The organism is Sneathiella sp. (assembly GCF_036960985.1).
In the GTDB taxonomy this organism is placed as follows: Bacteria; Pseudomonadota; Alphaproteobacteria; order Sneathiellales; family Sneathiellaceae; genus Sneathiella.
Window position 1 is genome coordinate 1 of record NZ_JBALWD010000011.1, and the last position, 26,651, is coordinate 26,651.

Consider the following 26,651-nt stretch of genomic DNA (forward strand, 5'->3'; position numbering starts at 1 on the left):
GGTGCCGTTGTTGGTGTTCAACCTTTTGGTGGCGAAGGGTTGTCGGGAACGGGACCAAAAGCTGGCGGGCCACATTACCTCCGTCAATTTATGACGGGAAAACGGCCGGAAGGGCAATCTCGACCAATCAATATTTCAGAAGCGGCTTCCCTAGATACCAAGAAGGTCTATGAGATATGTGGAAAAGTAGCGGCGGGGCAACCGGAATGGCAATCTAATCCTAATCGTCGAATTTTTTTGGAAGAAACTGGCCAGAACGTGCAAGGCGAGATCGGGCGGCTCATACAAAACGCACTAACTAAATCGAATAATTATGACCCTTTGCCGCAAGACCTCGAAGGCCCGACAGGGGAAAGCAATAGATTGTCACTTTATGGCCGCGGAAACATTCTTTGTTGCGGTGACGATGCTTTGGGCCACGCGATTATGGCGTTGCTAACCGGGAATGCTGTAATACTGTTGGGCTCGACGGAGCAAACCTTGAAGTTTAAAGAAGCGGTTCTTGCTGCGAGCGCGCCAGACGATTTAGTGCAAATATTGGACATGGATCTTTCCCCTGAATTAATTGAATGCGCTTCCCCTCTCGCGGGCTTAGCACTTTCTGAAACCGGCTCGGAGATACGTGAAATCCGGATTGCTTTATCTAGGCGTCCGGGCGCGATTCTTCCATTGATAACGAATTGTGATGAATGGCAGGATTATGTGATCGAGCGCGCTATATGCATTGATACAACGGCCTCTGGTGGCAATACGGCATTGTTGGCTGCGATGGAAGGCTAATAGTCGCGGGCTAATTCAGTCCCATACAATTAGCATAGTAAGTCGTTGTGGCCGGCCAATCGGAGAAAACGCCCTTTACACCGACATCTTGCGCCAAAACATGCAAAGCAACCATCATATCTCCGTCATTATTGATGGCTTCTTTTACCGTTTTAAAATACCACCCACCGCCGCTTGCCAAAGGTCCAGATCGTTCGAGCGTCCATGTTATGATATCCAGACCGGCCTTCTTTGCTTCAAGTGCGTAGGCAGATGGTATAATTGCACCGTCGTCTGACAAATCTAACAACATCCATAGTGGCGGTGCGATAATTCGCACACCTTGGTCATGAAGTTCCGTCATTGTCGGTTGAAACGTGTTCGGGTCTGCAGGGTTTATGGCATTTCCTCTGTACCGACCATCTAGAAACACAGCTTGCTTGCCAAATTCGGGCTCGTTTTCAATCCAGTAGAGGACATCGTTCAAATCGAAAGATTGCACGAACACGCGGGCGGGGTCGATTTTTGCTGTCTTATAATCATTTACCAATGCCTGGGCATAATTTTGTTGAGTGAAATTACCCTCATAAGGCATGGGGACTGCTGCGGATTTAAGTTCTGGTGTGAATTTTAATCCAAGGGCGTCAATTAGTTTGATGCTTTCACCATGCGTCATCAAAGTCCCATTGGGCGCATACAAGTCTGTCCGCCAATTTGCAGTCCCCTTCAGATACTCCTCAACGGTCGTTGCTCCTGAGTTGGCCCCATCCATCTTTCCGCGGAGGGTCTTAAATTCTGCAAGTGTGATGTCTGATGTGCAGCATTTGGCAGTGGCTTTCCCGCCATTACCATCTGCGGGGCTAAATGGCTGGCTGCATTTTGCTGCTAGCTCGGGCTTGCTGAGGATATCTGTCGTGAGATGCAGATCGCACTGGGAATGGCGGCAGACAAGCTCCTTGTCTTTGGTAAAAGTTGCATCACATTCGATGATGCCTGCGCCCATTCGGGCAGCCGCCAAATAGGATTCTTTAGTGTGTTCCGGAAATTGTAGGGCCGCACCGCGATGACCGATAGAGAAATCTGTCGTGGAAAACGGCCCTGCTTGGCAATTCAGAAGTTGTTCTTTAAGCGGATCGGGATCCATGTCGTCAATCAAGTGAAGCGGGCGAGGTCCTAAATGAACCGCGTTTTCACCGGCATTCGCTTCGGGCAAATTTCCTGGCTGCAGAAAAACGGACATACATCCGAGTAAAATTGAAACATACATTACCGGTTTAGAGAGCAGCATTTTGATATCCTCGTGCAAGAGCAGGAAATTCAACTTAGAACGAAAATGCTGCGCCAAGGTATCACTTTTATGACAATTTGTTGGGGCGTGCCTAAATTCAAGCTTTGCGCCAATACATAAGGATCGGTCCGGCGATTGCACAGGCTAACCCAATAAGAAATAAACTTGAAAGATGTTCGCCTAAAATTACGTAACCGAACGCCGCGGCCATAACGGGTGCGATAGGAACATATATTGCCGCTTGGCTGGGAGACAGTTTTTCAAGTCCCCAGTTGAAAAGAAACAAACTAAATGCTGCGGCAGGGCCAGCCAGATACAGTAACCAGAGCCAGTCATCTGTTGAATATGCAAATAATCCGTCTGGAAAACCTTCAAATAATGCAAAGGGTAAAACCAATAGGCTGCCCGCGGTCATCCCAATCACGGTCAACTGGACAACCGAATGGTGCCGGAGAAGACGTGCCGAAAAGGCGTTATATGTGGCACCACAGCAAATCGCGAGAAAGAACAAAGTTTCCCCGAGCCAGCTTCCACCCGATACTCCCTCTTCAAATGCTTTCTCACCGATGGCTAATGAAACACCGACAAAAGACAGAAGAGCCGCGAATACTTTGAGTATAGTGAGTGTGTCCCGCCCGGCGACCGTAGCAATTAACATGGTCATGATGGGGATAAGGGCGAATATAACAGCGCCACGAGACGCCGTAATGTCCTGCAAAGCGGTGTTAACAAAAATATGAAACAATCCGAATTGTAAAAATCCTAGGAGGATGACAATAAGGATAATTCGCGGGGGAAGTTTCGCTGGTTTTAATCGCCACAAAAAGGGGAGTAGGAGAAGGACAGCAAAACCATATCTTATAAAACCCAATGTCGCGGGACTTTCACTGGCCATCATGATTGAGCGCACGCCGACAAAAGAAAGTCCGAGCATAACAACAGAAACAAGCAGGGCCAAATGCCGTAAGTAAAGTGACGTGGAAGGCTGATTGCTCATTACATTGTTTTCTTCTTATGCAAGGCCCAGTGAGAACATGGTGTAAGCTCCAAGGCCTATTGTCGCGACACCAATTGTCATCTGTAAGCCATTATAGGCCCAGGTCATGGCGTGCGCGGAATAGCTGAGAGGGATCGCGATAACGGCAGATAAAGTGGCCATGCCGACGATCGAACCAAAACCAAACAAAGCGATATACAGTAAACCAGTAAGCGGGCTTTCTATGGTGCCGGCGATGAGCAGGATTAGCGCTGCAGATCCTGCCAAACCATGCATAATGCCAACGGCAAGTACCCGGGTCGAAAAACTTTCCTTGTGACTATGTTGATGAGAAGATCTATTATGGACGCCTTCCCCTCGATGGGAATGCGCATGTATATGAAGGTCTGAATTCTCGTGCTTGTGCAGATGAAAATGGACCCGTTCCTTGATCAAACGCCGTATGACGTCGGCACCCAAAAGAACAAGCATCACTCCAACAGCAAACTCTAACCAATGCGCCATTGTATCTGGGACAGTCTTATCCATTATTATAATTATCGAGCCAACTGCCAGCAATGCAACTGTATGACCAACACCCCAAAGTGCTCCCCGACGCATTGTCTGGCCGATGGATTGGTTACGAGAGGCCATGCTTGCTACAGCGGCGACATGATCTGCTTCCAACGCATGTTGTAGGCCGATGAGAAAGCCGATCGCTAATATTGAAATCATCGAAGAGTCCGTTTTCTTGCACTCGAAGGTGAGGCAGGTTCGTTATTATGAATGCAAGTAAGGAAGCAGGTGGCCTAGCAGTCAGTATAGATTACCGCTAAATACCCGCCAGCAGTTTTTTCAATAACTTACATTAATATACGGCTTCCTATTTGTCTTGGATCTTTCCAAAGAGAAGTCTTGTCTCTTCATTACCTGAACGACATCGCAAGATTACTGTAAGCACGGTCCGAAGAAACCTCTTTTCCGATCCAATTTGGCAATATGAAAGTTGCGTCAAGCGATTCCAGTTCGAGTTCGGCGATAACAGGGATATTGGCAGGGCTATCGAACACATCGACTTCCCAAATTTTGTTGTCGGGTCCTTCCACGATATGTCTCGTTTTTCGAATAATGGATCCAGTCGCGTGATCCATCTGCGCTTCTATATCTTCGACAGGAATAGAATATTCAAATTCGTCTCGTGCCAGAATACTCTCGGAAACTGACGCGTATTTAAGGGTTAGGTAGCCTTTGCCGCCGGCCGTACGAAGGCGAATTGAGGGAAATTGGTCTTTACCGGTCAGGTAAAATTGAGTGATTACAGTGGTGGACAGAGATTTTACTTTCCACGTATCGTTTTTGACAAGAAATTTGCGTTCAATTTCCACCGGTGTCTTCCTTTGTCTGCAAAGTTGAACAACTCGACATCGTATCACCCATCATGGCAAAAATATCAGAAGCTCTGTCTTGATAAGATAGAGTAATTTTTTGGGGAACCTGTGCAATCATTTTGCCATTTTTTTCACGCGCAAATTCAAATGAAAATGGAAAACTTGGATAAAAGCCAATCCGCAGATCAGTGATGCTCAACTTTCCGTCTTGTTCCGCATAAGTGTAAAATCCATCCGTAAACCATTCCAGCCGTTTTACAGAAGCAGGGACCTCTAACATTCCGGGCGCAGATTTCTGACGGGAGGTTGAAACGACATGCTCAATACCACAATTGCCAAATAGACTCATGAAGCCACTTGCGAAACCGTCATCGGATATTCCGGTGACCTGCCAAAGTAATGTATTAAATGGCGTGGGCTGAACATGGATACGCATATTTTCGAAAGCAGGGTCAGCGGCGGCCCGTGAGGCAACAACGGCGTTACCGACGAGACCTATGGCCAGATAAGCGGTGCTGGCGGCGAGCAGAATTTGGTTTGCTCTAAATCCGCCACCAATAGTTTTACGGGCAAAAAACATTGTTAAAACGCCACCAAGCAACAGGAGGGTGTAAATAGGATCGATTATAAAGATGGAGGGATGCGCCACAGGAGGCCCGGCATTTAACGGCCAAAAAATTTGCGTGCCATATGTTGTTAGTGAATCAAGCAAGCTATGCGTTACTAGCGTTAGCCAAATCGTAAGTAGTAGTATCTTCTTGTGCATCCATGTAGAAGGTACGATTTTCCCGATGATAAATGCAATGGCCGGCGTCAAAGCTGTTTGAACGAGAATGGAGTGGCTAAAACCCCTGTGATAGGTCATGTTATCAATGGCATTTCCCAAAGGAATAAAACTATCAAGATCCGGTAAAGTTGCAACAAGCCCGCCAATGAGGAGAGATTTTGCGCCGATTCTGGGGCCCAAAAGGGCACCAGAGATACTCGCTCCTAAAACAAACTGCGTAATCGAATCCATTGACCACTCTCTTTTGTTACTCTGCACAAACAACTGAATTGTATTTTAGACGCGAACCTGAGATAACAAAGCAATAGTATGTTTCTCGCAGCCCTACAAATACGGCGTGGATGCAGTTTCGGCCAATTAAAAACGAACGAATAACCGATTTTCTCCATTCAACTGTCCAACGAAGGCGTTTAAATGACTTTACCTCATGTCGCTCTTGCTCTTGCGATCAGTGTTATCTGGGGACTGACTTTTGTAGCGTCGAAGATAGGATTGGACCACTATTCACCGCTGTTTTTTACTTCTTTACGGTTTTTGTTGGTAGCCGGTCTTTTATTTCCCTTTCTACGGATCGTAAAAGGAAGCATGAAATCGATTGCCTGGATTGCGGTGACAGTGGGCATTTTCCATTTTAGCTTCATGTATTTGGGTATTGAAGCGGCTGGCGGCGTCACCGCTGTTGCCATTGCGAGCCAAATGATTGCTCCTTTTTCATTATTGTTGGCCGTTATTTTTCTGAAAGAAACCATTGGTTGGCGGCGTATTTTGGGAATTATTCTGGCTTTTAGCGGTGTCATGGTACTCGGGTTTGATCCGGTAATTTTTGATCAGCTAGAAGGTGTTGTTCTGGTGACGATTGCTGCTTTGTTCATGTCTGTTGGTCTTGTTCTAATGCGGCAAATAAAGAACGTTGGAACGATGAACATGCAAGCATGGATTGCCGCACTTTCAGGGCCGCCTTTGCTTCTATTATCGTTATCAACGGAAACAGGACAATGGGCTTCAATTCTGGCTACAGATTGGGAAGCCGCTGGCGCCATTGCTTTCATAGTTGTGGTGACCACAATCATCTCACATGGTAGCTGGTATTATTTGCTACAGCGCTATCCGATCGCTACGCTTACACCGTTTGGATTGCTGGCGCCGATTTTTGGCGTAATTTTCGGGGTAATTTTCTTCTCTGAACCTATTTCTGCAAAATTTCTAATGGGTGCCGCAATCACTCTTGTAGGCGTTGCCATTATTAATATGAGAAATGCTGGAAAAAATAAGGTTTTGAGCCAAGAACCAGAATTTTGACGAGAGATAATCTAACGGTTGTCATCCAGAAATATTTTCAATCGATCTAGAAAGCCAAAAAAATCACGTTTCTCCCACTCTTGCCACCCGTCAAACGTATTTTGCATGCCGTGCTCAAGGCGATTTTTAGCCTTAGTGTGGGCCAACTTGCCGGCATCCGTCAAAAATAGTGTTTTGGAGCGGCCGTCCAGCGGGTTTTCTTCTGTCCGCAGAAAATCCTTCGCCAACATTTTCGCGATTGTTTTTGTAATGCCGGGCTGCGGTTGTTGCATGGCGTCAGCTATGCCGGAGACTGTTTTTCCCTCATCTGGTCTATGACTAAAGTGGTTCAGCATAATAAACTGCGGCGGTGGTACGTCAGTACCCTCCAGCAGTTGACGCATTTTGGTATCCGTTAACTGCTGAATTATACCAATCCAGTTGATGATCCGAAAGTCAGTGGAGGGAATATCTGCTTTTCGGTCATACGTAGGCTTTTTATTTATCTCATTCATCCCATGACTATATCAGGCAATTTTCTGCGTGGGGAGGGGGAAACGGCCTCCCGATAGCCTAATCTATAAAACATTTGGACAGTTTCCTGACCGCTTATTTGTAAATGGTTGAGAAAAGCCGTCTGAATTTCTTCCATTTCTGGATACTCTTGAAGCACTTGACTTACCGGGTGCATAGCGACACCTTGCGCCGTGGCCATAAGGTTCATTCGTACATAAGTGCGGCCGATATTGACCTGTGCTGCCCGGCTATTGTCAGTGGTTGTTAGCCACCCCATATTGTGTGTTCCTTCAACCCAACCCATGGCGTAATCAATGCCGCCCTGATAGGCAAGGGTTCCAGGGGTCATAGCTTTCTCTGCCGTCATTAGATCCAGCCGTTTCAACCACCAAAAAAGGGGGCCATTCAGATCAATGCCGTCAGGGCTTTTCGCGATTTCCTCTGCGCCTATCCGCGTTCGCTCGATGCTTTCAAGCAATGTGCGGGGTGTCTTCATTTCCATCAAAACAGCTTGTCGTGCAAACTCTCTAAGTGGTGCGATCGTATCTGCCGTCGCTGCAAACCCCATCTTTTCACCTTCATTGAGAGGTAGGCTCGATAACGCCGCAAGATCTCCTCCCGAAAGATACTTTTCTTCATACCCCTCTTTATTTGACCGTCTTTCCGTGATGTGAGCGAAAAGCGGATCAGAGGTAAGCGTCGTATCTTTGGTCAATTTGATATGCGCGACTGGCGTCGTCGTAATATCAAGTGTCCCAGCTGCTGGTTCTCCTTGTGGGAAAACGGAGATGTCCGCACGGTAGCCTTTTTCGTGTGCAGCGATATCAAGAAGTTCCAAGAAAGTGCCCTGACCAATGAGTATTTGTCTGCCAAACGGATCCGTTTCAGGCAGCAAACGCGTCGGATCTATGAAGAGAGTAATTTCGCTATCTATTGAAAGATCGACAAGCCAAGGTTGCATGTTGTGTGGATTTGGCGCCAGCATTGCATAACTTAACATCCATTCTCTGTCGCCGATGTCGGCTGATGGGCCATTCCAAGGAGCGATTGCGCTATCCGGCATTTGATCGCATCCAGTTAGTGTAAAACCGCCAGCTGCCAACACCAGGCCACTCCCGCCGATAGTTCTTATAAAACTGCGTCTGTTCATAATTTTTCTCCATTCAATATGCATTCCTAAGAATATAATATATAAATTCCTAGGAATGTTAAGTGATAGAGGTCACATAAACTAGTTTTTGAAGTTAGCGCTTTCCAGCACGTGTTGAACTGAATAGAATCTACCCTCGTTCAATGAATGGTTTTTCAATGTCAGAACCGGTAATTTCCAAAACGTCAGCCTATGGCCGGCTTTCTCTGTATTATGTTGCATTCTTCTCCGTGTTTGGAATTGCACTGCCTCTTTGGCCACGATGGCTGGAGCATCATGTGTCGTTGGAATATGTCGGCCTTGTTATGGGGATTTCTTATTGGGCCAAGCTGGTATTTGTACCTGCAACCTCCTGGATGGCTGATAGCACGGGAAACAGAAAAACAATTCTGTTGGCGTTGTCCGTTGTTCTTATTGGCGGTTTAATCTTATTACCCTATCTGAATGGGTGGGTCTTCTACGCTATCATCTGGGGGGCGGCCGGCGCTGCATTATCTTCTGCTATACCGCTTTCCGATGGTCTTACCTTAAGGGCTCAACAGACATTAGGCATAGATTTTGGCCGGGCAAGATTATGGGGTTCATTGAGCTTTATTACTTTTTCTTTACTTGTTGGCTGGGCAACTGATGTTTTCGGTATCGAAGCGATTTATGTGGCGATGGTCTTGACGGCAGTCTTCCTGTTGATTGCAACAATTTCGTTGCCAGGTATTCACACGCCACCTAAGCCCGGTAAGGTTTCTTTTTTTGCGCCTCTCGCTCTTCCGAATTTCCCACTTTTCATTGTCACGGTCGCCCTTCTCTTGTCGACACATGCTGGTCTTTACGGATTTGGATCGATCCATTGGAATAAGCTAGGATTTAGCAATACACAAATAACGGTATTTTGGGTTATTGGGGTTGCCGCTGAAATTGGCATGTTTGCTATTTCCGGCCGATTGATTGCAAAATACGGCGCAATACCGATGATCATCGCCGCTGCGGGTGGCGGCATCGTGCGATGGATACTTTTAGGCCTGGCATCTTCAGTAATTGTTCTGGTTTTTGCACAAATACTGCACGCGCTGACCTTTACCCTCCTCTATATGGCCTTTATCGGCTACATCGCGAAGCGCGTGCCGCCGGCGATTTCCGCGTCAGCACAGGGATTATACGACACCCTCGCGATGGGAATTTTCTTTGGTGTCTTTACAATTGCGGCCGGATGGCTTTACCAAATTGAGGGAGCTTATAGCTTTTACTTTATGGCAGTAATATCTGCCATCGGACTTATACTCGCCTGTGTTTTGCTCAAAAGAGTTCGAGCACATGAGCGTCAATTGTCGGACTAGATTGTCAGAGCGAATTTAGAAATTTTAATAACTGGATGCGCGGCTCTAGGGGCAACAAACGAAATTGTTCTTTTGCCGCCTCCGCCTCGCCGCCATGCCATAAAATGGCTTCCTCGACAGAGCGGGCGCGACCATCGTGGAGGAACCGTGTATGTTTGTTTACTGCTTTCGTCAGGCCTATTCCCCATAAAGGCGGTGTACGCCATTCACGACCCGTTGCGTCAAAGTCTGGTCTGTTGTCAGCCAGGCCCTCTCCCATATCGTGCAAAAGAAGGTCAGTAAAAGGATGAATTGTTTGATTGGACAAGGCGGGCACCGTTGGATGTCGACCAGTTACGAAAGTTGGAATGTGGCAGGAACTACATCCAATAGCGTTGAATAACTCTTCGCCGGCAAGAACATCGGGTGAGTCCACATTACGTCTTGCGGGCACGGCAAGTGTTTGAGTGTAAAAAGTAAGTTTAGCCATAAAATTATCGCTTAAATCTACACCTTTCGCGAGCGCGGCCTGGGAGAGGCAATTCTCTTGTATTGCCGGACAGTTAGCCTCGGGAAAAAGGGTCGATGTCAGGCCAATATCTCCGGCCGCAGCCGCGGCGTTTTGGTGCTGGAGGCTTGCAGAATTTGCTTTCCAGCCAAAGCGCCCAATTTTTTTTGTAGCGGTTGGTTGGTCCCAGACCGTATTTACCCTTCCAGATATTCCGTTTCCCGACTGGTCATCTGGATCAGCGAGAGCAAGAATATCCTCCTCTTTAATGGCTTCAAGCAGACCAAGGCCGAAAACCGGAGGGGCAACACGGGGTGAAATCATGATATCATCGCCGAACGGTCCATAGGCGAGATCCGTAAATCGGTAAAGTGGGGCAGATAGTTGGTAGGGCATACCGTCTGCATAAGACCCTTTCATTTCTTTCGTCTCAATACTCGAGAAACCCTCAGCAGGAACCGACAAAATAGCACGATCATTCAATTGATCGCCATAATGTGGATGAGGTTTTGGTCCGCCAGCCTTGTTCTGACCGGGGACGCTTAACCGTATAAGCATTGATTGAAATTTTTCACCAATTTTTCCTGGCGGACGACCACGGCCATCTCGCAAATGGCAGCCTGAGCAAGACACACGATTAAAAGTTGGCCCAAGGCCATCAAGACTTTTTACAGAGGCAGGGGCCGCAACCCAATTTGTGTTGAAAAGCCGGTTCCCGAAAAAAAAGATGCGGAGATCTTTTCTATTCAAGTTCGCAGCAGGAAGCGAAAACGAGTTCTTGCCGCGTGTCGGTTGAGTTGTCTCCCCACCGGGATAAGGAGTGATCCTCTGGGGCGGGCCTTGTGCCGCCCCAGTAGATACAGTTAAGACCGATAAGCTTGCTAATAAAACAAGTGTCCTGACATGCGTCATCGAAAGATCTCGTTCAAAAAAATTACCCATCAACCGGGACAATAACTTTAACGCCTAACAATTTCCCGATGTCTTTAAGAACATCTGATTGGTTGTGTAATGCATCAATCACAGACTCTGCCGCTGCGCGTTGTGGGCTTCCTTCAGGTGACGCCAGCGTGGCATCGTAGGGATATGGCATTCTTGACATTGCGTCCTCTACCTTGTTGAGGGCAGCTATCATTCTGATGTTTAACGCTGGCGCTAGTTTCGCGACGAGGCTGTCTATTCCTGCGCCGGAAATGTTTCCGTATGAGCCGAAATATACATTGCGGATTCCGCGTTGGTCGTAAATGAAATCATTTAAAGTGTTGTCGGAAAAGCATGATTGTTCGTCTTCTTGGTCACCGCTGTCCAAGCCAGTCGCAATGCGTTCTGCTGCCAGCTCAAATTCGCTCAATGTGGCTAAAGCCGTCAAAATACGACCAAGTGCTTCTTTATCATCCATGGCTTTGAAAGTTGAACCGTAACTGTCCGGATTATCCGCCGACCAGGCAGTGACAAGGGAAGCCAGATCTTCTACCAACATAGTTGTCACAGTTTGCAAGTATATGCGTCTTCGATCATTATTACCTTCTCCCGCTCTGTAATCTTTCCACGAGCGGTTACCAGGGGACGTTAAATTCATGTCTTGCCCCCACAGCAGGAATTCGATGGCATGAAACCCTGTGGTTGCATCTGATTCGTCTTCAACTTGATCCATTGCTCGGATTGTCTCAGCGGATGCTTCAAAAGATACATCGTTAACAAGGCCAGAATTCGCGTTGCCTTCAACATAATCGATAAACGCTTCATTTAGAGGCCATGCATTCAAACGGCCTTCCGGGCCTTCTTCTCCTGTTTCCTCATTGGCATAATCTATTGGCCCTTCATAGAATCGAAACGCCTCTGTTTGAAGGTAACTGACACGGGCATTTAACCAACTGCTTCTTGCGGATTGAAGAGTATACTGAGACGGGTTGGCGAGAAATGCGGCAATTGTTTTTTGCATGACCTGCGAGTCTTTATGCGCCTGCGTGTAAGTTTCGAGCACTAGAGCCGCATAATTGTTCTTAACAGCCAGTGCTGAATAGCTTGGGACATACCCGGCAATTTTGTCACCCAGAGCATAGCTTTCAATATTGCGAACGGGATCCGTTTGCGATGCCTGCGCGCCTGGAGCAAGGGTAAATAACAAAATAGAGAAGGCGGTACCATATAAATACTTATTCATGAGTTTTTGTCCTTTTAAAATTCGAGGGCGTAGGAGACGAGAAGGCCAAGACCATTTGAATTAATTTCTTCTTCTTCAGCGATCCGCCAAGCGGCAGCGACACCGAGGCCCATGTCGAAAACGTAACCCACCGTAAGATCAATAACGTCATCGTCAGTACCCACACCAGCTGTTTCAGTATCTCGGCGTTGGTAAGTTGTCGAGGCCACCCAATTTTCATAGTTTACAGCTACTCCAGCGGTAAAATATTTGGCGGTATCATCTTTTACGCCGCCAGCTCTATCAAAATACGCATACTCTGCAAGGGGAGTGATGGCGATATTTTCACCAATATCGAAGGCGTATTCGAGGCTAATTACGTAACCCAATTGACGATCATCACCTCCTTCACCGGCGCCAAGAGAAGAAAAACCTGCGTGATATCGAAAACCTGCAATTTTTTCTAATTCACCGTCGAGAGCAACAGTAAAAGACGAGAAATCTTCCGTGTTCGCGGGCCCGCCGTCAGATTTGCGCAAAGGGCCGCGTTGTGTTCCGATAGATTTGCTAAGAACACTGGTGTCTTGGAAAAAGGTACTTGCAGAAACTATATGCGTGCCTGCTGCATTAAAATTGATGCCGCCGCCGAAACCGATCATTTCCGCAAGTTCGTAATCTTCATTGAGATCGGTGCCGTAAAGTCCGGGAGCTAAATCCCAGGCGATACCGAAATTGGGGGTAAATTTACCGCCGTAAACGGAAAACCGTTCGGTACCGTAATTAGCCGTCGCGATATTCAGATAGCCACCTAAATCTTTAAAGGCTCGGTCATCCGTAGCATCTTCAACAGGTTCTAAAGTTGCTTCAATGTTGAACGAGAAATTCTGGGAGAGCTCAATAGCTGTACCCAAAATTACAGTAGGGTATAGGTCATTGATTTCAGCAGCCGAGTCGTCGGAGCTATATGTCCAATCATTTTCAACTTCGATGGAAATCTCCCCGGAGAATCTGGGATAAGATTGTTCCTCTGCCTGTACCGCGGTGCACAAACTGGCAGTCGCCGTTAAGACGATAATAACGTGTTTCATTTTTTTCTTTCATTTAGGCGAAAAACCAACCGACATTGAACTTGGCCGGTAAAGCGACCGAGAAATGTTGATCTCGTGCCAGCAAATTGATATCGCTATTGCAAATCATTTGCAAGAAGTAAATAATAATGATTATTAATTGCATATACATCCAGAATTATTGATAGACGAAACTGTTGTATCTGCGCCAGAATTTTCCAAAACGACGACATATTGGGGAGGATTAGTCTATTCAGCGCAATTTCATCGTGCTACGCCAAGGGTTCGGTGGAAATTGTATCTGCATGAATGATTGCGACTGTAATTGGAACAGCTAGTGACCGAAACGACGCACGAAAAAACAGATAATTCAGCGGTTACCGTCATCTATGGTCGGTTGTTGAAGGAATATGTCGCGCCGTATAAAGGGCGGGTCGCACTTGCCATGCTGTTCATGATTGTCAGCGCTGCAACTTCCGCGGCGACAGCATTCGTTATGAAGCCGATAGTCGATGAAGTTTTTTTCGAACAGAATCCCGCATATATCTATTATACTACGGCTGCTGTTGTTGTCATTTTTGCGCTACGTGGATTTTCTTCGTATGGCCAAACTGTGCTGATGGATTGGGTCGGCACAAGAGTGGTTTCCGACATTCAGTTGGCATTATTTAAGAAAATAGTATCGGCGGACCTTGCCTGGTTTCATAGTAATCCAACAGGGAATTTAATTTCCCGGTTTGTTTTTGAAACCAATCAACTCAAAACCGCTGCGACACAGACGTTGGTTGCTCTGACAAAAGATAGCCTAACGGCGATTTTCTTGATTGCGTCACTTTTTTATTATGATTGGCGAATGGCGCTCGTCATACTTATCGCGCTTCCGCCTGGTGCGTTGGCAATTCGCCAGCTGGTAAAGCGTTCGCGCAAAGCATTCCATAAGGTGATGGAACAAACTGCTGATTTTAGTATTTTTTTAGATGAGCATTTTCAAGGTATTCGCGTCGTTAAAGCTTATGGAGGCGAAAAAGAGGCGGAGCAACGAGGGAGAGAAGTGATCGATGAGCGCTTTAAGTATCAATTTAAGGCTCTTCGTATTCAGGCTTCTAGTAGCCCTATCGTAGAAACACTTTCCGGTCTGATTATCGCAGGTGTGATATTTTACGGTGCGTCCAATGTTATTGATGGGCATACGACACCGGGAACATTCTTTGCGTTTATAACGGCAGTTATGCTCACATATCAACCGATAAAGAGTGTTGCGAAGATTTTCCCTCAAATGCAGAATGGTATGGTCGCGGCGCACCGCATATTTGATTTGTTGGACATCGAGTATAATGTTGTAGATAAGCCAGACGCTGTCCCGCTGGAATTTCATAACGGGAGAATAGAATTTGAGGCGGTCAGTTTCTCTTATAATGTAAATGAACCGGTTCTAAAGAATATTTCTCTGAAGTTGGATGCAGGAAAACGTATTGCTCTGGTGGGGCCGTCGGGTGGGGGTAAGTCGACAATTTTGAACCTCATTCCCCGGTTTTATGATGTGAATGATGGGCGTATTTTGTTGGATGGGCAAGATATTCGGGATGTTACGATGGCATCTGTTCGGGATAGAATAGCGTTGGTAAGCCAAGACGTTTTTCTGTTTGATGCGTCCATTCGGGCGAATATTGCGTATGGCAGAGACGATGCCAGTGACGAAGAAATTTTGGCAGCTGCGCAATCTGCGGCTATACATGATTTTGTTTCCGGCTTGCCGGATGGTTACGAAACATTGGTTGGCAGTGATGGTGTGCGATTGTCAGGTGGTCAGAAGCAACGTATTGCAATCGCCAGAGCAATGTTAAAAGACGCTCCTATTTTACTTCTGGATGAGGCAACATCTGCGCTAGATACAGATTCTGAGAGAAAAATCCAGATTGCCTTGAAGGAGCTGATGAAAGGCAGGACATCGCTTGTAATCGCCCATAGATTGTCAACGATTTTGGATGCAGACATGATTAATGTTATCGTTGCGGGTGAAGTTGTCGAAACCGGTACGCATGATGAGCTGTTGATACGTGGTGGTGTCTACGCTGATCTATACAACAATCAATTTGCGTTTGATGACTCTGTGACACCGTTTCCACAAATTCGTAGTTAGACTTCATTCTGAGTTTTTGAAAGACGTTTATAAAAGGCTTCGGTTTCTTTGAGAACGGTTTCAACGGGTAGTGCTTCAATCACGTCACCATCTTTGTTTTCACGAGTAATTGGAATTCCCGATGGCGTACTTGTCAGGCAGAGAGATCGGTCGCCCCATGGCCCATATACTTTCGGTCTACCGATACCAAAAAGTCCAACAGTGGGAATATTGACTGCTGTTGCCGTGTGCATGAGGCCGGAATCATTACCGACAAATAAGGCGCATTGAGAAAGAATGGTTGCCGCTTCCATGGGCGTTGTTTTACCGATGAGATTTATGACATGGTTGTCAGAAAGAGCATTTACTACAGGAAGTGCTTGATCTTCTTCGCCGGGCGCACCAAGTACGGCAATTTTGGCATCTTCCAATATTCCTCCTTCATGCGTCAGAGCTTTAGCCAGGGCGATGTAATTTTCGAAATGCCATTGTTTCTGATAAAAATTTGCGGTTGGGGCAATAGCGAGAATTTTCTTTTTTTCGGCGGCTTTCCCAAGCCATTTCCTACTTTCCGTAATCTGAGACAAAGTTGGGGTAATTTTAGCTGGCAAGGGGGCTTTCTGACCGATGAGCTCAGCATTGGCAATGACTTTATGGATCGAATTGTTGCCACCTTTCCATATGCTCCGATGCCGTGCGGGTAAAAATCCGAGAAGACAGGATCTAAAATCGATGATTCTGTGCCAATAAACGAAACCAAGTTCGATTGCAACTTCGGGCCAATGCATGCTGTAGTGTCGCTTTGTAACGGCTATCACTCGTTCCACGCCAGGAATTGCTTCAAATATATCTTTCGGTATTGCGCCACAGACAACTGTTATTGGAACTTCGGGTTCCTGTTCAAGGAGATAATGGAGCACCCCTGTGGTTAATACGGCATCGCCCAATCTATTTGAGGCAACAAACAAAGTTCGTTTCATCAGCGGTGCCTTTCAAAGAAAAAATGATTTAGAGTGTTTATACGAAAAAGCAGTATTCCACCATAATTTTTCGACTTTCGAGCATTTGCTCATTAATGAAGTCGGGTTTATGGTATAACTTAAAAAAATTGATCTAATTCAGGTCTGCGAGGACATTTTACAGGAGATATGTCGTTGACTAATATAGCGAAATTACAGTCATTTAAGTTTTACATGCAAATAGCGGGGACGGTACTTGCGATCTCTTTGCTGAGTGCACACGCGGCTTCTTCAAATGAAACTGAGGAGCTGCAGCTTACAATTACTGGAAATATCCAATCTGAAAATGGTGCAATTTATTTCAGCCCTGGTGATATGGCCGCGTCTACTCCGACAGATATTGTCACATCCAGTCCGTGGACAAGCGGTAAAACAGTTTTCCGAGGCGTTTTGCTTCGAGATATATTAAAATCGGTGGACGCAAAGGGAACTGTGCTTAAGGCCAGTGCTGTGGACGGATATACGGTGGAGATCCCCATATCAGATGCAGAAGATTTTGATATGATCATTGCCTATCGATTGAACGGTGTCGCGCTGGAAGAAGATGTTTATGGTCCTTTTTGGATCATTTATCCATATGATAGCGATGAGAAATTGGGGCAGGAGAAATACCACGCTCGGTCTATTTGGCAGCTTACCAAACTTGTCATTGAATAGATCAATTATTACCGTACAGCGAAAATGATTTCGAGAATTTTGCGCACCTAAAATGGATCAGGTCTATCAACAGAAAAACTGGTGGCTGATCCGCCATGCGCCGGTGGTGACGGATAAAATATATGGACAAATGGATGTTGTCGCAGATTTTTCTAATACTGGGAGATTAGAAGAGATTGCGCGAAGCCTGCCAGACAAGGCTGTATATTATTCAAGTGATTTGCAGCGGTGTACTCAAACCGCTGCTCGTATTCAATCCCGACGATCCGAAGAGTCGCAAGCCATTGAACAGTTTACTCATTTGAGAGAGCAGACCTTCGGCACGTGGGAAGGGCGATCTTACTCGGAAATTGAGGAAAATGATGCCGACGCCTATGAAGACTTCTGGCTAGATCCAGCTTCTAACACACCTGGTGGCGGGGAGAGTTTTACCGTCATGTCGAAAAGAGTTACGACCTTGCTGGAAGAATGGGTCACGAAGGAGACTGACCGAAATATTGTTGTGAGTGCTCACGCCGGCCCAATTCGAGCAATAATAGGGTATGCGTTAAACCTGACACCGCAAAAAATGTTATCCTTGTCGATTGCACCGTTATCAGTCACTCGGTTGAAATCATTTACTTGCGGAACAGATACAAATTGGCAAATTGATTGTATCAATGATCAGGGTAGTATTCGCAAATAGCTGTTACTAGAAACTCAAGATGAAGATTCAGCACTTACACCGGCATCTGAGAAGCTTGCCATGCCGTTGTGGGTCGCTATCGCACCCTTAATTATACCAAGTGCTAGAGCAGCGCCTGACCCTTCTCCAAGCCGCATCCGTAACGTTAGTAACGGTTCTTTTTCGAGGTGACGCAGCAAGAGCTCGTGTCCTGGCTCTGCGGACATATGTCCTGCCACGCAATGATCAAGAGCAGATGAATTGGCTTTTTTCAAGATTGCGGCGGCGGCGCCTACGACGAATCCGTCGAGAATAACAGGTGTTTTGTTGTGCCGTGCCGCTAAAATTGCCCCTACCATTGCTGCGATTTCACGGCCTCCAAGATGTTGAAGTACGAGAATCGGATCGCCCAGGATATCAGCGTGAAGCGACAGACCAGCATCGATGACGGCAGCTTTCTTCTGAATACCTTCCATTGATAAGCCAGTGCCGGGTCCAGCCCAATCCGCTCCGGACCCTCCAAATACGGCGGCGGAGACAGCGGCGGCAATTGTCGTATTGCCAATGCCCATTTCGCCGACAACCAACAGATCTGTGTTCTGCCTTACAGAGTTCCACCCTGATTGTAAGGCTTCACAACATTCCTCTTCACTCATCGCTGGGCCTTTTGTAAAATCCAGTGTTGGTGATTCCAGAGAAAGCGGAAGAACAGAAAATGAGGCTCCGAAGGCGTCAGCAAGTTGATTTATTGCTGCCCCACCGTTTTGAAAATTTGCGACCATTTGCACTGTTACATCTCTTGGAAACGCAGATATGCCTTGATCACAAACACCGTGATTTCCGGCAAAGACGACGACTTGTGGAGAGGCATAAGTTGGAGGGTGTTTTCCCTGCCAACCAGACATCCATACAGCGAGGTCTTCTAGCCTGCCGAGAGCGCCTGCTGGTTTCGTCAAAACCGCATCCCTAGTGGCAGCTGCACTTGCCGAAGATTTGTCGATAAGCGGTAGTTCGGAAATTAGGGAGCGAAATTTGTCTAGCACGTTAGAAGGCATTCAATTTGATCCGTCTCGAAAGAAACATGTTATTCGGAAAACACGATTACATATTAGGTGCTTGCTTTTGGAAAGCAAATGTTTCGGAGGATTAGTGGCGAGCAAAGAAACAATAATGCTTGTCAAATTTTGGGAAGCATATATTTAATTGGAATGTACATTCCAATTAATGTTAAAATTCGACACGTATTTCAGTAAAGGATTGCAAATGAACACGGACAAACTAGCGCCGGGATCAATATTTCCCGAAGTTATTGTTCCTACCGTTGCGGGTGGGCAAGTCATACTTGGCAAAGCCGGTAGTGACAATGACCATTGGCAATTGGTTGTTGTCTATCGCGGTAAACACTGCCCAATCTGCGCGCGATACTTAACGACCTTAAAAGAGCTTGAAAGTGAATTCGGGGCGCAAGGTGTAGATATCGTCGCTGTTTCCGGTGATGGGATTGAAAAAGCGAAAACACAAGTTGAAGAGGGTGAATTGAGCTTTCCCGTCGGCTACGATTTACAACCTTCTCAAATGGAGGCGCTCGGTCTGTATATTTCTGATCCTCGGTCTCCGCAAGAAACAGATCAACCCTTCGCGGAGCCAGGGTTATTTGCTATCCGCCCTGACGGACAAATTCAAATCATCGACATCTCGAATGCGCCGTTTGCGAGGCCGGATCTGAATTCCATTTTAAAAGGTATCACGTTCATCCGCGAAAAAGGATATCCTATTCGCGGTACGCATTGATTTAAACATACCATAGGAGAGGAGGATTACATACAATTCGTCTCTCCGCATTTTCCACTTTTAATAGTTGCAAATAATAACAAATATACCCATATTGAGAGTAGCGGTCCGGTAATATTTTACGGACACAAGTTAAAATCGAAAAATATGGGGAATTAGCGATATTGTCGATAATCTGTTGATCAGGATCAATGATCTGCTGACCGTTTCTGTATTATAGTCACCTGTTGGACGAATATAGGGATTGGTGAGGTAGATTAACAGATTCTGAAACTGCCGTTTTTGGTTCATTTTTTTCAGTGTTTAATTGGTAGTTAGAAATTGGTTAGCTCGATCGCCTGCCATGCACCCGTAAACAATTAAAAATAGAAATTTCATCAATACCGATATATTTGTAGAAGTGATCGGATGTTAATCGAAATTTCTGTTTAGCGATACTGAAGATTATGGGAATGAGATTGATGCGAGAAGAGAATATTGTAAGGTCAGAAAGTGGAACTTATGACAGTGTCACGTGTAAGGTAAAGTGGTTTAATACATCCAAAGGCTTCGGCTTCGTCCAACCTGACGACGGATCGGGGGACGCCTTTATACATATATCAGTATTGCAGGAGATGAATTTTCAGGGCTTGCCTGAAGGTGCGTCGATCACATGCGATCTTTTTACCGGAGATCGGGGAAAGCAAGTCTCAAAAATTCACTATGTCGGGCCGGCTCCCTTAATGGCGACGGAAGATACCGATTGTGAATTTATTGCTGGCACGGTTAAGTTTTTTAATTCGCAAAAGGGGTTCGGTTTTGTGACACCCGATGATGGATCTCTCGATATTTTTGTTCATATGAAAGCACTCGAGAAATCGGGTTTGGCCCTGCTTGAAAAAGATCAAAGGGTTCGGCTAAATGTCTCTAGTGGGGAAAAGGGACCATTGGCCGAGGCAATAGAACTTATCGATGCGGGCTAAATAAATCTATTGAATAAAGTCGGCAGGGCACTGCAAAGCTCTGCAAATTAGCAAATTAAGAAATAGATGGCACCATCAGCTTGGTACGACATAATCCCAAGATAATTGACAACTAGTGGCGCTAAAAAGTTGCCAACTGTCTTGAGAACGGGCAATCTTGTTCGCGAATCAGGAATCACATCAGCCTGAAATAAATAATAATAAAAATCAGGAGGGAATCTCGTGTCGAACGTTTTATCAGGTATCAGGGTGCTCGATTTTGGGCGCTATATTGCTGGACCTTATTGCGCAACTGTATTGGCGGACCTGGGAGCGGAAGTTATCAGGATTGAAAAGATTGATGGGAGTGAAGATCGATATCTCACGCCTCTCACCGAAGACCAAACCGGTGATGGCGCGTTATTTTTGCAAATCGGACAGAATAAACAAGGAATGACCCTCAACCCCATGAAGCCGGAAGGTCGAGAAATTGTTCAGCGTCTTGTGAAAACCGCGGATGTGGTTGTCGCAAATTTACCAATCGAAACCCTTGAAGCAATGGGGCTAGACTATGACAGCCTGAAAGCGGTCAAGGAAGATATAATCTTGACACATGCCTCGGTATTTGGTGATGAGGGTCCCTATAAAAACCGTGTGGGATTTGATGGTCTCGGCCAAGCCATGTCTGGTGCTATGTATATGTCAGGCGACAATGGGGAACCTCGAAAACTCTACGGCCCATGGGTTGATTTTACAACGGCGATGATGGGTGTTGTGGGCACGATGGCGGCGTTGAAACATCGTGATCAAACCGGCGAAGGCCAGTTGGTCGGAACGTCTTTATTTGGGTCAGCGGTTTTAATCTCCAGCGTTACGTTAATGGAGCAGGCCATGCTCAATATTAATCGTGTTGGGACTGCCAACCGCGGCCAAAACGCGGGCCCGGCAGATACTTTCAAAACAAAGGATGGCTGGGTTTTGGTCCAATCTATTGGATTGCCTTTATTTGAGCGCTGGACAAAATTGATCGGAGAAGATCATTGGTTGACGGACCCCAGGTTTACGACCGATCAGGATCGTGGCGATAACAATCACATACTTTCAGAAAGGATGTCTGAATGGTGCCTCGAGCGGACGACGAAGGACGCAATTGCTGAAATGGATGCCGTTCGTTTGCCTTGTGGTCCGGTTATGACACCTCAGGAAACCTTGGATGATCCACAACTCGCCGCAATGGGGCTGTTGAAAAATGTTCCCTACCCAGGTTTCGAAGACGGTGTGCCGGTAACAGAACTTCCCATAAAAATGTCAAAAACCGATACAAAACTTAAACATCGGGCACCGACTTTAGGTGAGCATACAGACGATATTATGAATAGCCTTGGATATTCTGCCGCGGAAATTGCGGATCTAAAATCCAAGAGAGTTGTTTAAAGCTGTGAAGGGATAGGGCGTTGCCGGTTACGCCGGCAACCAATGATCTAGAAACCTATCCAGCCAGATTTTGACATCTGGATCATATTTTCGTCTGCTTCTAAGCTGAATTTCCTTGGATTGAGCCCCAGGATCGTCAAGCATGTGGGCGGCTTTGGTCGCCCATCGTTTGTTCATCGCTTCCGTTACTTCAGGATGGAACTGAATGCCGTACGCATTCTTCCCCACCCGATACGCTTGATTTGGGAAGTATTCTCCGGTTGCGAGCAATGTTGCATCGACAGGGATGTCGAAACCTTCTTTATGCCATTGATAGGCATTGAGGGGAGCATCAAACAAATGGTTCCCTTCGTCCGTTGGGCTAACACAGTAATATCCTATTTCACGAACACCCTCCGGATGTTCACGAACCTCTGCTCCCAATGCTCGCGCCATAATTTGCGCTCCGAGGCAGATGCCCAAATACGGTGTTTCTGTTTTCAAAAACAGATCAATTATCTTCGTTTCATCACGAATATAGGCTTCGTGATCATCATTGGCACTCATAGGCCCACCAAAAATTACGGCGGCAACGTGATCGTCCATGTTTGTTGGCAAGGGGTCTCCAATGGCCGGAACCCGCATATCCAATTCATACCCACGCGTTCGGATCGCTTCGCCCACTCGGCCTGGATCGGACGTTGCCTGATGCATAATGAGCAAGACTGTATTTTGTGGATTTTGAGACGTGATAAGTTTATTCCGCTGACTTTATGTTCTAAATTAGTATTTTACGTCAAATCTATGTGAACTTTTTTCACAGTTTATCTTTCTTTGCGACGGTGGCAAGCCCATATAGCGTAAATGTATCGATCAATACATTTGATTTTCAGGTGGAGTTGAAATGAAATATTTTTGCAAGCTCTTGATATTTTTATATGTTTCTATGAATTTCCTCGGGCTCTCCGTGGCTTTAGCGCAATCAGCTCTGCCTGCGGATAGTGACACTGTCGGAGCAGAATTTACCATTATTCCCGGTAACCTGCCGAAGCCCTATGCAACAACGGTAGAAGCGCTGCCGCCCCATAAATCGAATGGTAATGTAGAAGGCGAGCTTAATCTTCCGCCAAATTTTAAAGTCGAAGCATTTAGGTCGGGACTAAGCCATGCCAGATGGTTGGAAGTCTTGGAGAATGGCGATGTGTTGGTCGCGGAATCGAGAGCAGGAAAAATAACGTTGCTCCGAGATACGAATGGCGACGGCATTGCTGATGTCAAAACTGAATTAATTTCCAATTTGGATCGTCCTCATGGCATGGCCATAATTGGCGATTGGCTTTACATTGGAGAACCTAAACAAATAAGACGTGTTCAGTTTAGTGTTGGCGATACCAAGATTACGGGGCGGATAGAGTATGTCACAGAACAAGGATCCCTGGGGGACGGCGGTGGCCACTGGACCCGGAACCTTCTATACGATGAAAAAGGTCATGCTTTATATATTTCCATTGGAAGCGCAGCGAATATGGACATTGAGCCTTCTCCTCGTGCGACAATCCAAAAACTCGATTTAGCTACCAATAAATTGGAAACCGTCGCGACGGGTTTGCGTAATCCTGTTGGTATTGATTTTAATCCGGTTACTGGAAAACTCTACACGGTTGTCAATGAGCGCGATGGATATGGCGACGGATTGGTTCCAGATTATTTAACTCATGTTGTTCAGGATGGTTTCTATGGTTGGCCATATGCATACTCTGGAACTATTCCTGACCCAGACTACGCTGAAGATGCGCCAGAAATGGTCGCAAAATCAATCCTACCGGACGTGCTTTTCCGATCTCATTCAGCACCGCTTGGCTTGGTGTTTTATAAGAGTGGTCATTTTCCCGAAGAATATATCAATGACGCGTTTGTTGCCTTTCACGGATCTTGGAACGCCTCAACGCCAACCGGTTACAAAATTGTCCGCGTATCGTTTAACAATGGCGTTCCGACGGGATCCTACGAGAATTTCGCCACCGGTTTCAGAGCGAATGCAACGGAAGATGGAGCCGCGAAAGTATGGGGACGTCCCGTTGGGCTCACTATAGCAAAAGACGGCGCGTTACTCGTTGCAGACGATGTCAGTCAAACCGTATGGCGCATTAGTTATACCGAATAGAGGTTGGTGATCGCGGATATCTATAGACTCAGGCTTCACCTGAGGATATATCAAAGGACCTTTGTGGATAATCTTCAGAGATATTGAAGCGTGAGTCGACAAAAATCAGGAACAGTGAGTGAAGAGATCTAGGCATGAGTTGGACTGAAGAACGAATTGAAAAATTAAACAAGCTCTGGGGTTCCGGGAAAACCGCGGCTGAAATTGCAGAAGAATTGGGCGACGTAACGCGCAATGCTGTGATCGGTAAAGCTAATCGTCTGGGACTGTCCGCGAAAGCGGCGCCGGCGGTTCAAAAGCCGAAGAAAAAGGCTCTGCCGCCGCATCGGGCCTGTCAGTGGCCAATCGGACATCCAGGTGAAGCCAATTTTCATTTTTGCAGCGATGAGGCAATCCCGAGTAAACCATATTGCTTAAAACATTGTAATATGGCTTACCAGAACAAGGATAACAGCTAGGGTTTTGGTTACGTCTGCGTAAACATTTCAAGTTTAAGAGGTAGTTTTTCGCCGAGCCACAGAGCGTTGTCTCTGTGATCCTCCAGATCATTTCCTGTTTCCGGATGAACGAGAATATCTAAATCTTGCCGATTAATCATGAGCCACGGGACAATCTTTGAAAAATCAGCAGCTTCAAAAGCAATTTGATACATGGACGTCGGATGCGGCCCGACAGGCTCGTCCCGCCAGCGCCCTAAGGATACATTGAAGGTTTCGTCTAACTGTTCGCGCAGTACCGAGGCTTTTTCTCGGCTCTGTGCGTCATAATAAATATGCGCGTGATAGCCGCTGATTGTTTGTTCCGCGTTTCTTGGCATTTGTTGCTTCCTTGAAAATCTGCTGGCCATTTCCGGCATATAGTTGTTAACATAATTTCTGTAAGCAAAGTTACAATGATCGATTTGCATCAGCGTAATCTTTGCCCGATAAAATAATAATAAAAGGGCTAATGATGTCCCTTGAAATAAACCGGAGGTAACCGTGTCTTACGAAGAAATTCTGTACGAAGTCGATGACCAGATCCTGACAATTACGCTCAATCGACCAGATAAGCTCAACGCTTTTACGACAGTTATGAGAGATGAATTGATCGATGCATTCGATCGCGCGGACGAAGATGATAATATTCGGGCCATCATTATTACTGGCGCGGGTCGTGCTTTTTGTGCAGGAGCTGATCTCGGTAAAGGTAAGGAGACGTTTAATTATAAAGCGCAAGGCCGCATGGACGATTCCGGATTACATCGCGATGGCGGTGGCCGTGTTACGCTTAGAATGTATGAGAGTAAAAAACCGATTATCGGAGCTATTAACGGACCAGCAGTTGGTATTGGGATCACGATGACCTTGCCAATGGATGTTCGACTGGCATCGGAAAATGCGAAAATAGGCTTCGTCTTCTCACGGCGCGGAATTGTACCGGAAGCGTGCAGCAGCTGGTTCCTACCGCGCCTTGTTGGAATATCTCAGGCATTGCAATGGGTATATTCAGGCCGTGTTTTCTCCGCTCAGGAAGCATTGGACGGAAAATTGGTTAAATCCCTTCATGCTCCTGAAGATTTGCTCAGCGCGGCGAGGGCCATGGCCAAGGAATTTATCACCGATACAGCGCCAGTTTCAGTTGCGCTATGCCGGCAAATGCTCTGGCGTATGTCGGGCGCGGATCATCCCATGGAAGCACATAAAGTCGATAGTCGCGGTATCGCGTATATGGGGCAAAGTCCTGACGTCGCAGAAGGTGTAAGTTCCTTTCTGGAGAAAAGGCCTGCAGAGTTTACCATGAAACCGTCAACGGATATGCCGGATTACTATCCGTGGTGGGAAGAGCGTAAATTCGAATGATTGTTTTTGGATTTTAAGAGTAGCCTTCGCCGTTAAAGGCGAAAGCTGCTCGACGGCTAAAACCCAAAAGGGTCCGCTCCGCGATACGTGTTAAACGATACAGGTGCGTCGCTCCAGACTAGAATATGGCAACCGAAATTGCTGGTTAATTCGACTTCTGTTTCCGGTGCCAAGGTTATGAATTGATTTGATTTTCCTGGAACACCGCCTGTCACCAGATCACCGGCGATGATAAAAATATCCTGTTTTTCGACCGTTGAATAGCTCGGGATCTTGGCACCTGGGTCAAGATGTAGAGACGTCATGCGGAAATCGTGATTTGTTTGCGTGTAATCGTACAATACTCGTTGGGTGACACCTTCTGGCATATCAAGTGAAGGGATTATATCGAGCAGCTTGTACGGTACGACAATAGGATCTCTCGCTGCCGCAATTTCCGGAAACTGATCGCGATGAGCGCCGGGATGAATGGCTGACAATTGTTCGTCTTTCATCGGATATTTACTCGACCCCTCAAGACGTGAGACAATCAAAACACCCTCGTAAGAAAAGGCGTCATGCGTGTCGCCGGGCGGATTGATACCTACGCAGCCTTGCGTGAAAGTACCTGCATAGTCCGTCACGGATCCACTTAAGATATAGCTAGCGCCAACATCTTCATGCTGATGTAAGCCACTTTCGGCAAATGCATCAAATCGGAACAAGCCTAGAAATTTTCCGCTGTCGAGGTCAACGCGAGCCGGTTTGTAAAATAACCCTTCCTTGCCCACATTCACCCAGTCCGTCGAGGCCATATCAAAGACATCGATTTTTGCTTTTTTTATTGCGCCGTGCGAAGTCATTCGAATACGTCCTGTAATAGAATCTTTCGA

Annotated in this window: 26 protein-coding genes and 1 pseudogene; 12 read left to right on the plus strand and 15 right to left on the minus strand. The window is 46.4% G+C overall.

Annotated elements, in window-relative coordinates; genetic code table 11:
- A pseudogene (locus V7723_RS08290) lies at positions 1-780 on the plus strand (bifunctional proline dehydrogenase/L-glutamate gamma-semialdehyde dehydrogenase); the annotation flags it as partial.
- A 10-nt stretch (positions 781-790) separates the two neighbouring features.
- Here the strand turns inward: V7723_RS08290 and V7723_RS08295 are convergent.
- From V7723_RS08295 to V7723_RS08315, 5 genes are all read right to left on the minus strand, one after another.
- Positions 791-2,047: a glycerophosphodiester phosphodiesterase family protein gene (locus V7723_RS08295; RefSeq protein ID WP_335683990.1), complete on the minus strand. Its 1,257-nt coding sequence runs from the start codon at positions 2,045-2,047 to the stop codon at positions 791-793.
- 97 nt (positions 2,048-2,144) lie between these two features.
- Positions 2,145-3,044 (minus strand): DMT family transporter, encoded by a 900-nt coding sequence (locus tag V7723_RS08300; RefSeq protein ID WP_335683991.1) that lies wholly within the window; start codon positions 3,042-3,044, stop codon positions 2,145-2,147.
- A gap of 15 nt (positions 3,045-3,059) precedes the next feature.
- Positions 3,060-3,758 (minus strand): HoxN/HupN/NixA family nickel/cobalt transporter, encoded by a 699-nt coding sequence (locus tag V7723_RS08305; RefSeq protein WP_335683992.1) that lies wholly within the window; start codon positions 3,756-3,758, stop codon positions 3,060-3,062.
- A 191-nt stretch (positions 3,759-3,949) separates the two neighbouring features.
- A complete protein-coding gene (locus V7723_RS08310; RefSeq protein WP_335683993.1) occupies positions 3,950-4,408 on the minus strand; it encodes a CYTH domain-containing protein in 459 nt (152 codons plus the stop codon).
- Positions 4,398-5,429 (minus strand): metal-dependent hydrolase, encoded by a 1,032-nt coding sequence (locus V7723_RS08315; RefSeq protein ID WP_335683994.1) that lies wholly within the window; start codon positions 5,427-5,429, stop codon positions 4,398-4,400. Before V7723_RS08315 ends, V7723_RS08310 begins: the two co-directional genes overlap by 11 nt.
- Positions 5,430-5,612: 183 nt before the next feature.
- On the opposite strand from V7723_RS08315, the gene V7723_RS08320 reads away from it, so the two are divergent.
- Positions 5,613-6,497, plus strand: a complete 885-nt coding sequence (locus tag V7723_RS08320; protein WP_335683995.1) for a DMT family transporter — start codon at positions 5,613-5,615, stop codon at positions 6,495-6,497.
- Positions 6,498-6,508: 11 nt separating this feature from the next.
- On the opposite strand, the gene V7723_RS08325 is transcribed toward V7723_RS08320, so the two are convergent.
- Both V7723_RS08325 and V7723_RS08330 read right to left on the minus strand, forming a co-directional pair.
- Positions 6,509-6,991 carry a MarR family winged helix-turn-helix transcriptional regulator gene (locus tag V7723_RS08325; RefSeq protein ID WP_335683996.1) on the minus strand — a complete coding sequence of 161 codons (483 nt, stop codon included), beginning with the start codon at positions 6,989-6,991 and terminating at the stop codon, positions 6,509-6,511.
- Complete coding sequence (locus tag V7723_RS08330; RefSeq protein WP_335683997.1) at positions 6,988-8,142, minus strand: Acg family FMN-binding oxidoreductase; 1,155 nt, start codon at positions 8,140-8,142, stop codon at positions 6,988-6,990. The genes V7723_RS08325 and V7723_RS08330 overlap by 4 nt, the downstream gene beginning before the upstream one ends.
- 158 nt (positions 8,143-8,300) lie before the next feature.
- On the opposite strand from V7723_RS08330, the gene V7723_RS08335 reads away from it, so the two are divergent.
- Positions 8,301-9,473 carry an MFS transporter gene (locus V7723_RS08335; protein WP_335683998.1) on the plus strand — a complete coding sequence of 391 codons (1,173 nt, stop codon included), beginning with the start codon at positions 8,301-8,303 and terminating at the stop codon, positions 9,471-9,473.
- A gap of 4 nt (positions 9,474-9,477) precedes the next feature.
- On the opposite strand, the gene V7723_RS08340 is transcribed toward V7723_RS08335, so the two are convergent.
- Genes V7723_RS08340 through V7723_RS08350 form a run of 3 tightly spaced genes read right to left on the minus strand, consistent with a single transcriptional unit; the run spans position 9,478 to position 13,191 of the window.
- Positions 9,478-10,872: a di-heme oxidoreductase family protein gene (locus V7723_RS08340; protein ID WP_335683999.1), complete on the minus strand. Its 1,395-nt coding sequence runs from the start codon at positions 10,870-10,872 to the stop codon at positions 9,478-9,480.
- A gap of 22 nt (positions 10,873-10,894) precedes the next feature.
- Positions 10,895-12,124, minus strand: coding sequence for an imelysin family protein (locus tag V7723_RS08345; RefSeq protein WP_335684000.1), 1,230 nt, complete (start codon positions 12,122-12,124; stop codon positions 10,895-10,897).
- Between the two features lie 14 nt (positions 12,125-12,138).
- Positions 12,139-13,191 carry a hypothetical protein gene (locus V7723_RS08350; RefSeq protein WP_335684001.1) on the minus strand — a complete coding sequence of 351 codons (1,053 nt, stop codon included), beginning with the start codon at positions 13,189-13,191 and terminating at the stop codon, positions 12,139-12,141.
- Positions 13,192-13,507: 316 nt separating this feature from the next.
- Between V7723_RS08350 and V7723_RS08355 the strand changes: the two genes are divergently transcribed.
- Positions 13,508-15,310: an ABC transporter ATP-binding protein gene (locus V7723_RS08355; protein WP_335684002.1), complete on the plus strand. Its 1,803-nt coding sequence runs from the start codon at positions 13,508-13,510 to the stop codon at positions 15,308-15,310.
- Here the strand turns inward: V7723_RS08355 and V7723_RS08360 are convergent.
- Positions 15,307-16,269 (minus strand): glycosyltransferase family 9 protein, encoded by a 963-nt coding sequence (locus V7723_RS08360; protein ID WP_335684003.1) that lies wholly within the window; start codon positions 16,267-16,269, stop codon positions 15,307-15,309. The genes V7723_RS08355 and V7723_RS08360 overlap by 4 nt on opposite strands.
- Before the next feature lie 174 nt (positions 16,270-16,443).
- Between V7723_RS08360 and V7723_RS08365 the strand changes: the two genes are divergently transcribed.
- Both V7723_RS08365 and V7723_RS08370 read left to right on the plus strand, forming a co-directional pair.
- Entirely contained in the window at positions 16,444-16,965 is a 522-nt protein-coding gene (locus V7723_RS08365; protein WP_335684004.1) for a molybdopterin-dependent oxidoreductase, read from the plus strand.
- Between the two features lie 52 nt (positions 16,966-17,017).
- Positions 17,018-17,650, plus strand: coding sequence for a histidine phosphatase family protein (locus tag V7723_RS08370; RefSeq protein ID WP_335684005.1), 633 nt, complete (start codon positions 17,018-17,020; stop codon positions 17,648-17,650).
- Positions 17,651-17,664: 14 nt separating this feature from the next.
- On the opposite strand, the gene cobT is transcribed toward V7723_RS08370, so the two are convergent.
- Positions 17,665-18,684: a nicotinate-nucleotide--dimethylbenzimidazole phosphoribosyltransferase gene (cobT, locus tag V7723_RS08375; protein ID WP_335684006.1), complete on the minus strand. Its 1,020-nt coding sequence runs from the start codon at positions 18,682-18,684 to the stop codon at positions 17,665-17,667.
- A gap of 208 nt (positions 18,685-18,892) precedes the next feature.
- Between cobT and V7723_RS08380 the strand changes: the two genes are divergently transcribed.
- From V7723_RS08380 to V7723_RS08395, 3 genes are all read left to right on the plus strand, one after another.
- Positions 18,893-19,420, plus strand: coding sequence for a peroxiredoxin-like family protein (locus V7723_RS08380; protein WP_335684007.1), 528 nt, complete (start codon positions 18,893-18,895; stop codon positions 19,418-19,420).
- A 461-nt stretch (positions 19,421-19,881) separates the two neighbouring features.
- A complete protein-coding gene (locus V7723_RS19780; protein ID WP_443024205.1) occupies positions 19,882-20,382 on the plus strand; it encodes a cold-shock protein in 501 nt (166 codons plus the stop codon).
- Between the two features lie 222 nt (positions 20,383-20,604).
- A complete protein-coding gene (locus tag V7723_RS08395) occupies positions 20,605-21,795 on the plus strand; it encodes a CaiB/BaiF CoA transferase family protein (protein ID WP_335684008.1) in 1,191 nt (396 codons plus the stop codon).
- A 27-nt stretch (positions 21,796-21,822) separates the two neighbouring features.
- Here V7723_RS08395 and V7723_RS08400 read toward each other — a convergent pair whose 3' ends face one another.
- The gene (locus tag V7723_RS08400) at positions 21,823-22,488 is read right to left on the minus strand and encodes a glutamine amidotransferase-related protein (protein WP_335684120.1); all 666 of its coding nucleotides are present in this window, start codon (positions 22,486-22,488) and stop codon (positions 21,823-21,825) included.
- 190 nt (positions 22,489-22,678) lie between these two features.
- Between V7723_RS08400 and V7723_RS08405 the strand changes: the two genes are divergently transcribed.
- Together V7723_RS08405 and V7723_RS08410 are read left to right on the plus strand one after the other, a co-directional pair.
- Positions 22,679-23,938: a PQQ-dependent sugar dehydrogenase gene (locus tag V7723_RS08405; protein ID WP_335684009.1), complete on the plus strand. Its 1,260-nt coding sequence runs from the start codon at positions 22,679-22,681 to the stop codon at positions 23,936-23,938.
- 134 nt (positions 23,939-24,072) lie between these two features.
- Positions 24,073-24,396 (plus strand): GcrA family cell cycle regulator, encoded by a 324-nt coding sequence (locus tag V7723_RS08410; RefSeq protein WP_335684010.1) that lies wholly within the window; start codon positions 24,073-24,075, stop codon positions 24,394-24,396.
- An 8-nt stretch (positions 24,397-24,404) separates the two neighbouring features.
- Here the strand turns inward: V7723_RS08410 and V7723_RS08415 are convergent, their stop codons facing one another.
- Positions 24,405-24,755: a DOPA 4,5-dioxygenase family protein gene (locus V7723_RS08415; protein ID WP_335684011.1), complete on the minus strand. Its 351-nt coding sequence runs from the start codon at positions 24,753-24,755 to the stop codon at positions 24,405-24,407.
- Positions 24,756-24,918: 163 nt separating this feature from the next.
- Here V7723_RS08415 and V7723_RS08420 point away from each other — a divergent pair, with 163 nt between their 5' ends.
- A complete protein-coding gene (locus tag V7723_RS08420) occupies positions 24,919-25,779 on the plus strand; it encodes a crotonase/enoyl-CoA hydratase family protein (RefSeq protein WP_335684012.1) in 861 nt (286 codons plus the stop codon).
- Between the two features lie 56 nt (positions 25,780-25,835).
- On the opposite strand, the gene V7723_RS08425 is transcribed toward V7723_RS08420, so the two are convergent.
- The gene (locus tag V7723_RS08425; protein WP_335684013.1) at positions 25,836-26,621 is read right to left on the minus strand and encodes a cupin domain-containing protein; all 786 of its coding nucleotides are present in this window, start codon (positions 26,619-26,621) and stop codon (positions 25,836-25,838) included.
- Between the last annotated feature and the right edge of the window lie 30 nt (positions 26,622-26,651).

Excerpts from the sequence above, each read along its gene's own strand:
- V7723_RS08295 (WP_335683990.1), bottom strand. The coding sequence starts at position 2,047 with ATGCTGCTCTCTAAACCGGTAATGTATGTTTCAATTTTACTCGGATGT.
- V7723_RS08300 (WP_335683991.1), bottom strand. The coding sequence starts at position 3,044 with ATGAGCAATCAGCCTTCCACGTCACTTTACTTACGGCATTTGGCCCTG.
- V7723_RS08305 (WP_335683992.1), bottom strand. The coding sequence starts at position 3,758 with ATGATTTCAATATTAGCGATCGGCTTTCTCATCGGCCTACAACATGCG.
- V7723_RS08315 (WP_335683994.1), bottom strand. The coding sequence starts at position 5,429 with ATGGATTCGATTACGCAGTTTGTTTTAGGAGCGAGTATCTCTGGTGCC.
- V7723_RS08320 (WP_335683995.1), top strand. The coding sequence starts at position 5,613 with ATGACTTTACCTCATGTCGCTCTTGCTCTTGCGATCAGTGTTATCTGG.
- V7723_RS08325 (WP_335683996.1), bottom strand. The coding sequence starts at position 6,991 with ATGAATGAGATAAATAAAAAGCCTACGTATGACCGAAAAGCAGATATT.
- V7723_RS08330 (WP_335683997.1), bottom strand. The coding sequence starts at position 8,142 with ATGAACAGACGCAGTTTTATAAGAACTATCGGCGGGAGTGGCCTGGTG.
- V7723_RS08335 (WP_335683998.1), top strand. The coding sequence starts at position 8,301 with ATGTCAGAACCGGTAATTTCCAAAACGTCAGCCTATGGCCGGCTTTCT.
- V7723_RS08340 (WP_335683999.1), bottom strand. The coding sequence starts at position 10,872 with ATGACGCATGTCAGGACACTTGTTTTATTAGCAAGCTTATCGGTCTTA.
- V7723_RS08345 (WP_335684000.1), bottom strand. The coding sequence starts at position 12,124 with ATGAATAAGTATTTATATGGTACCGCCTTCTCTATTTTGTTATTTACC.
- V7723_RS08350 (WP_335684001.1), bottom strand. The coding sequence starts at position 13,191 with ATGAAACACGTTATTATCGTCTTAACGGCGACTGCCAGTTTGTGCACC.
- V7723_RS08360 (WP_335684003.1), bottom strand. The coding sequence starts at position 16,269 with ATGAAACGAACTTTGTTTGTTGCCTCAAATAGATTGGGCGATGCCGTA.
- V7723_RS08370 (WP_335684005.1), top strand. The coding sequence starts at position 17,018 with ATGGATCAGGTCTATCAACAGAAAAACTGGTGGCTGATCCGCCATGCG.
- cobT (WP_335684006.1), bottom strand. The coding sequence starts at position 18,684 with ATGCCTTCTAACGTGCTAGACAAATTTCGCTCCCTAATTTCCGAACTA.
- V7723_RS08380 (WP_335684007.1), top strand. The coding sequence starts at position 18,893 with ATGAACACGGACAAACTAGCGCCGGGATCAATATTTCCCGAAGTTATT.
- V7723_RS19780 (WP_443024205.1), top strand. The coding sequence starts at position 19,882 with ATGCGAGAAGAGAATATTGTAAGGTCAGAAAGTGGAACTTATGACAGT.
- V7723_RS08400 (WP_335684120.1), bottom strand. The coding sequence starts at position 22,488 with ATGCATCAGGCAACGTCCGATCCAGGCCGAGTGGGCGAAGCGATCCGA.
- V7723_RS08405 (WP_335684009.1), top strand. The coding sequence starts at position 22,679 with ATGAAATATTTTTGCAAGCTCTTGATATTTTTATATGTTTCTATGAAT.
- V7723_RS08410 (WP_335684010.1), top strand. The coding sequence starts at position 24,073 with ATGAGTTGGACTGAAGAACGAATTGAAAAATTAAACAAGCTCTGGGGT.
- V7723_RS08415 (WP_335684011.1), bottom strand. The coding sequence starts at position 24,755 with ATGCCAAGAAACGCGGAACAAACAATCAGCGGCTATCACGCGCATATT.
- V7723_RS08425 (WP_335684013.1), bottom strand. The coding sequence starts at position 26,621 with ATGACTTCGCACGGCGCAATAAAAAAAGCAAAAATCGATGTCTTTGAT.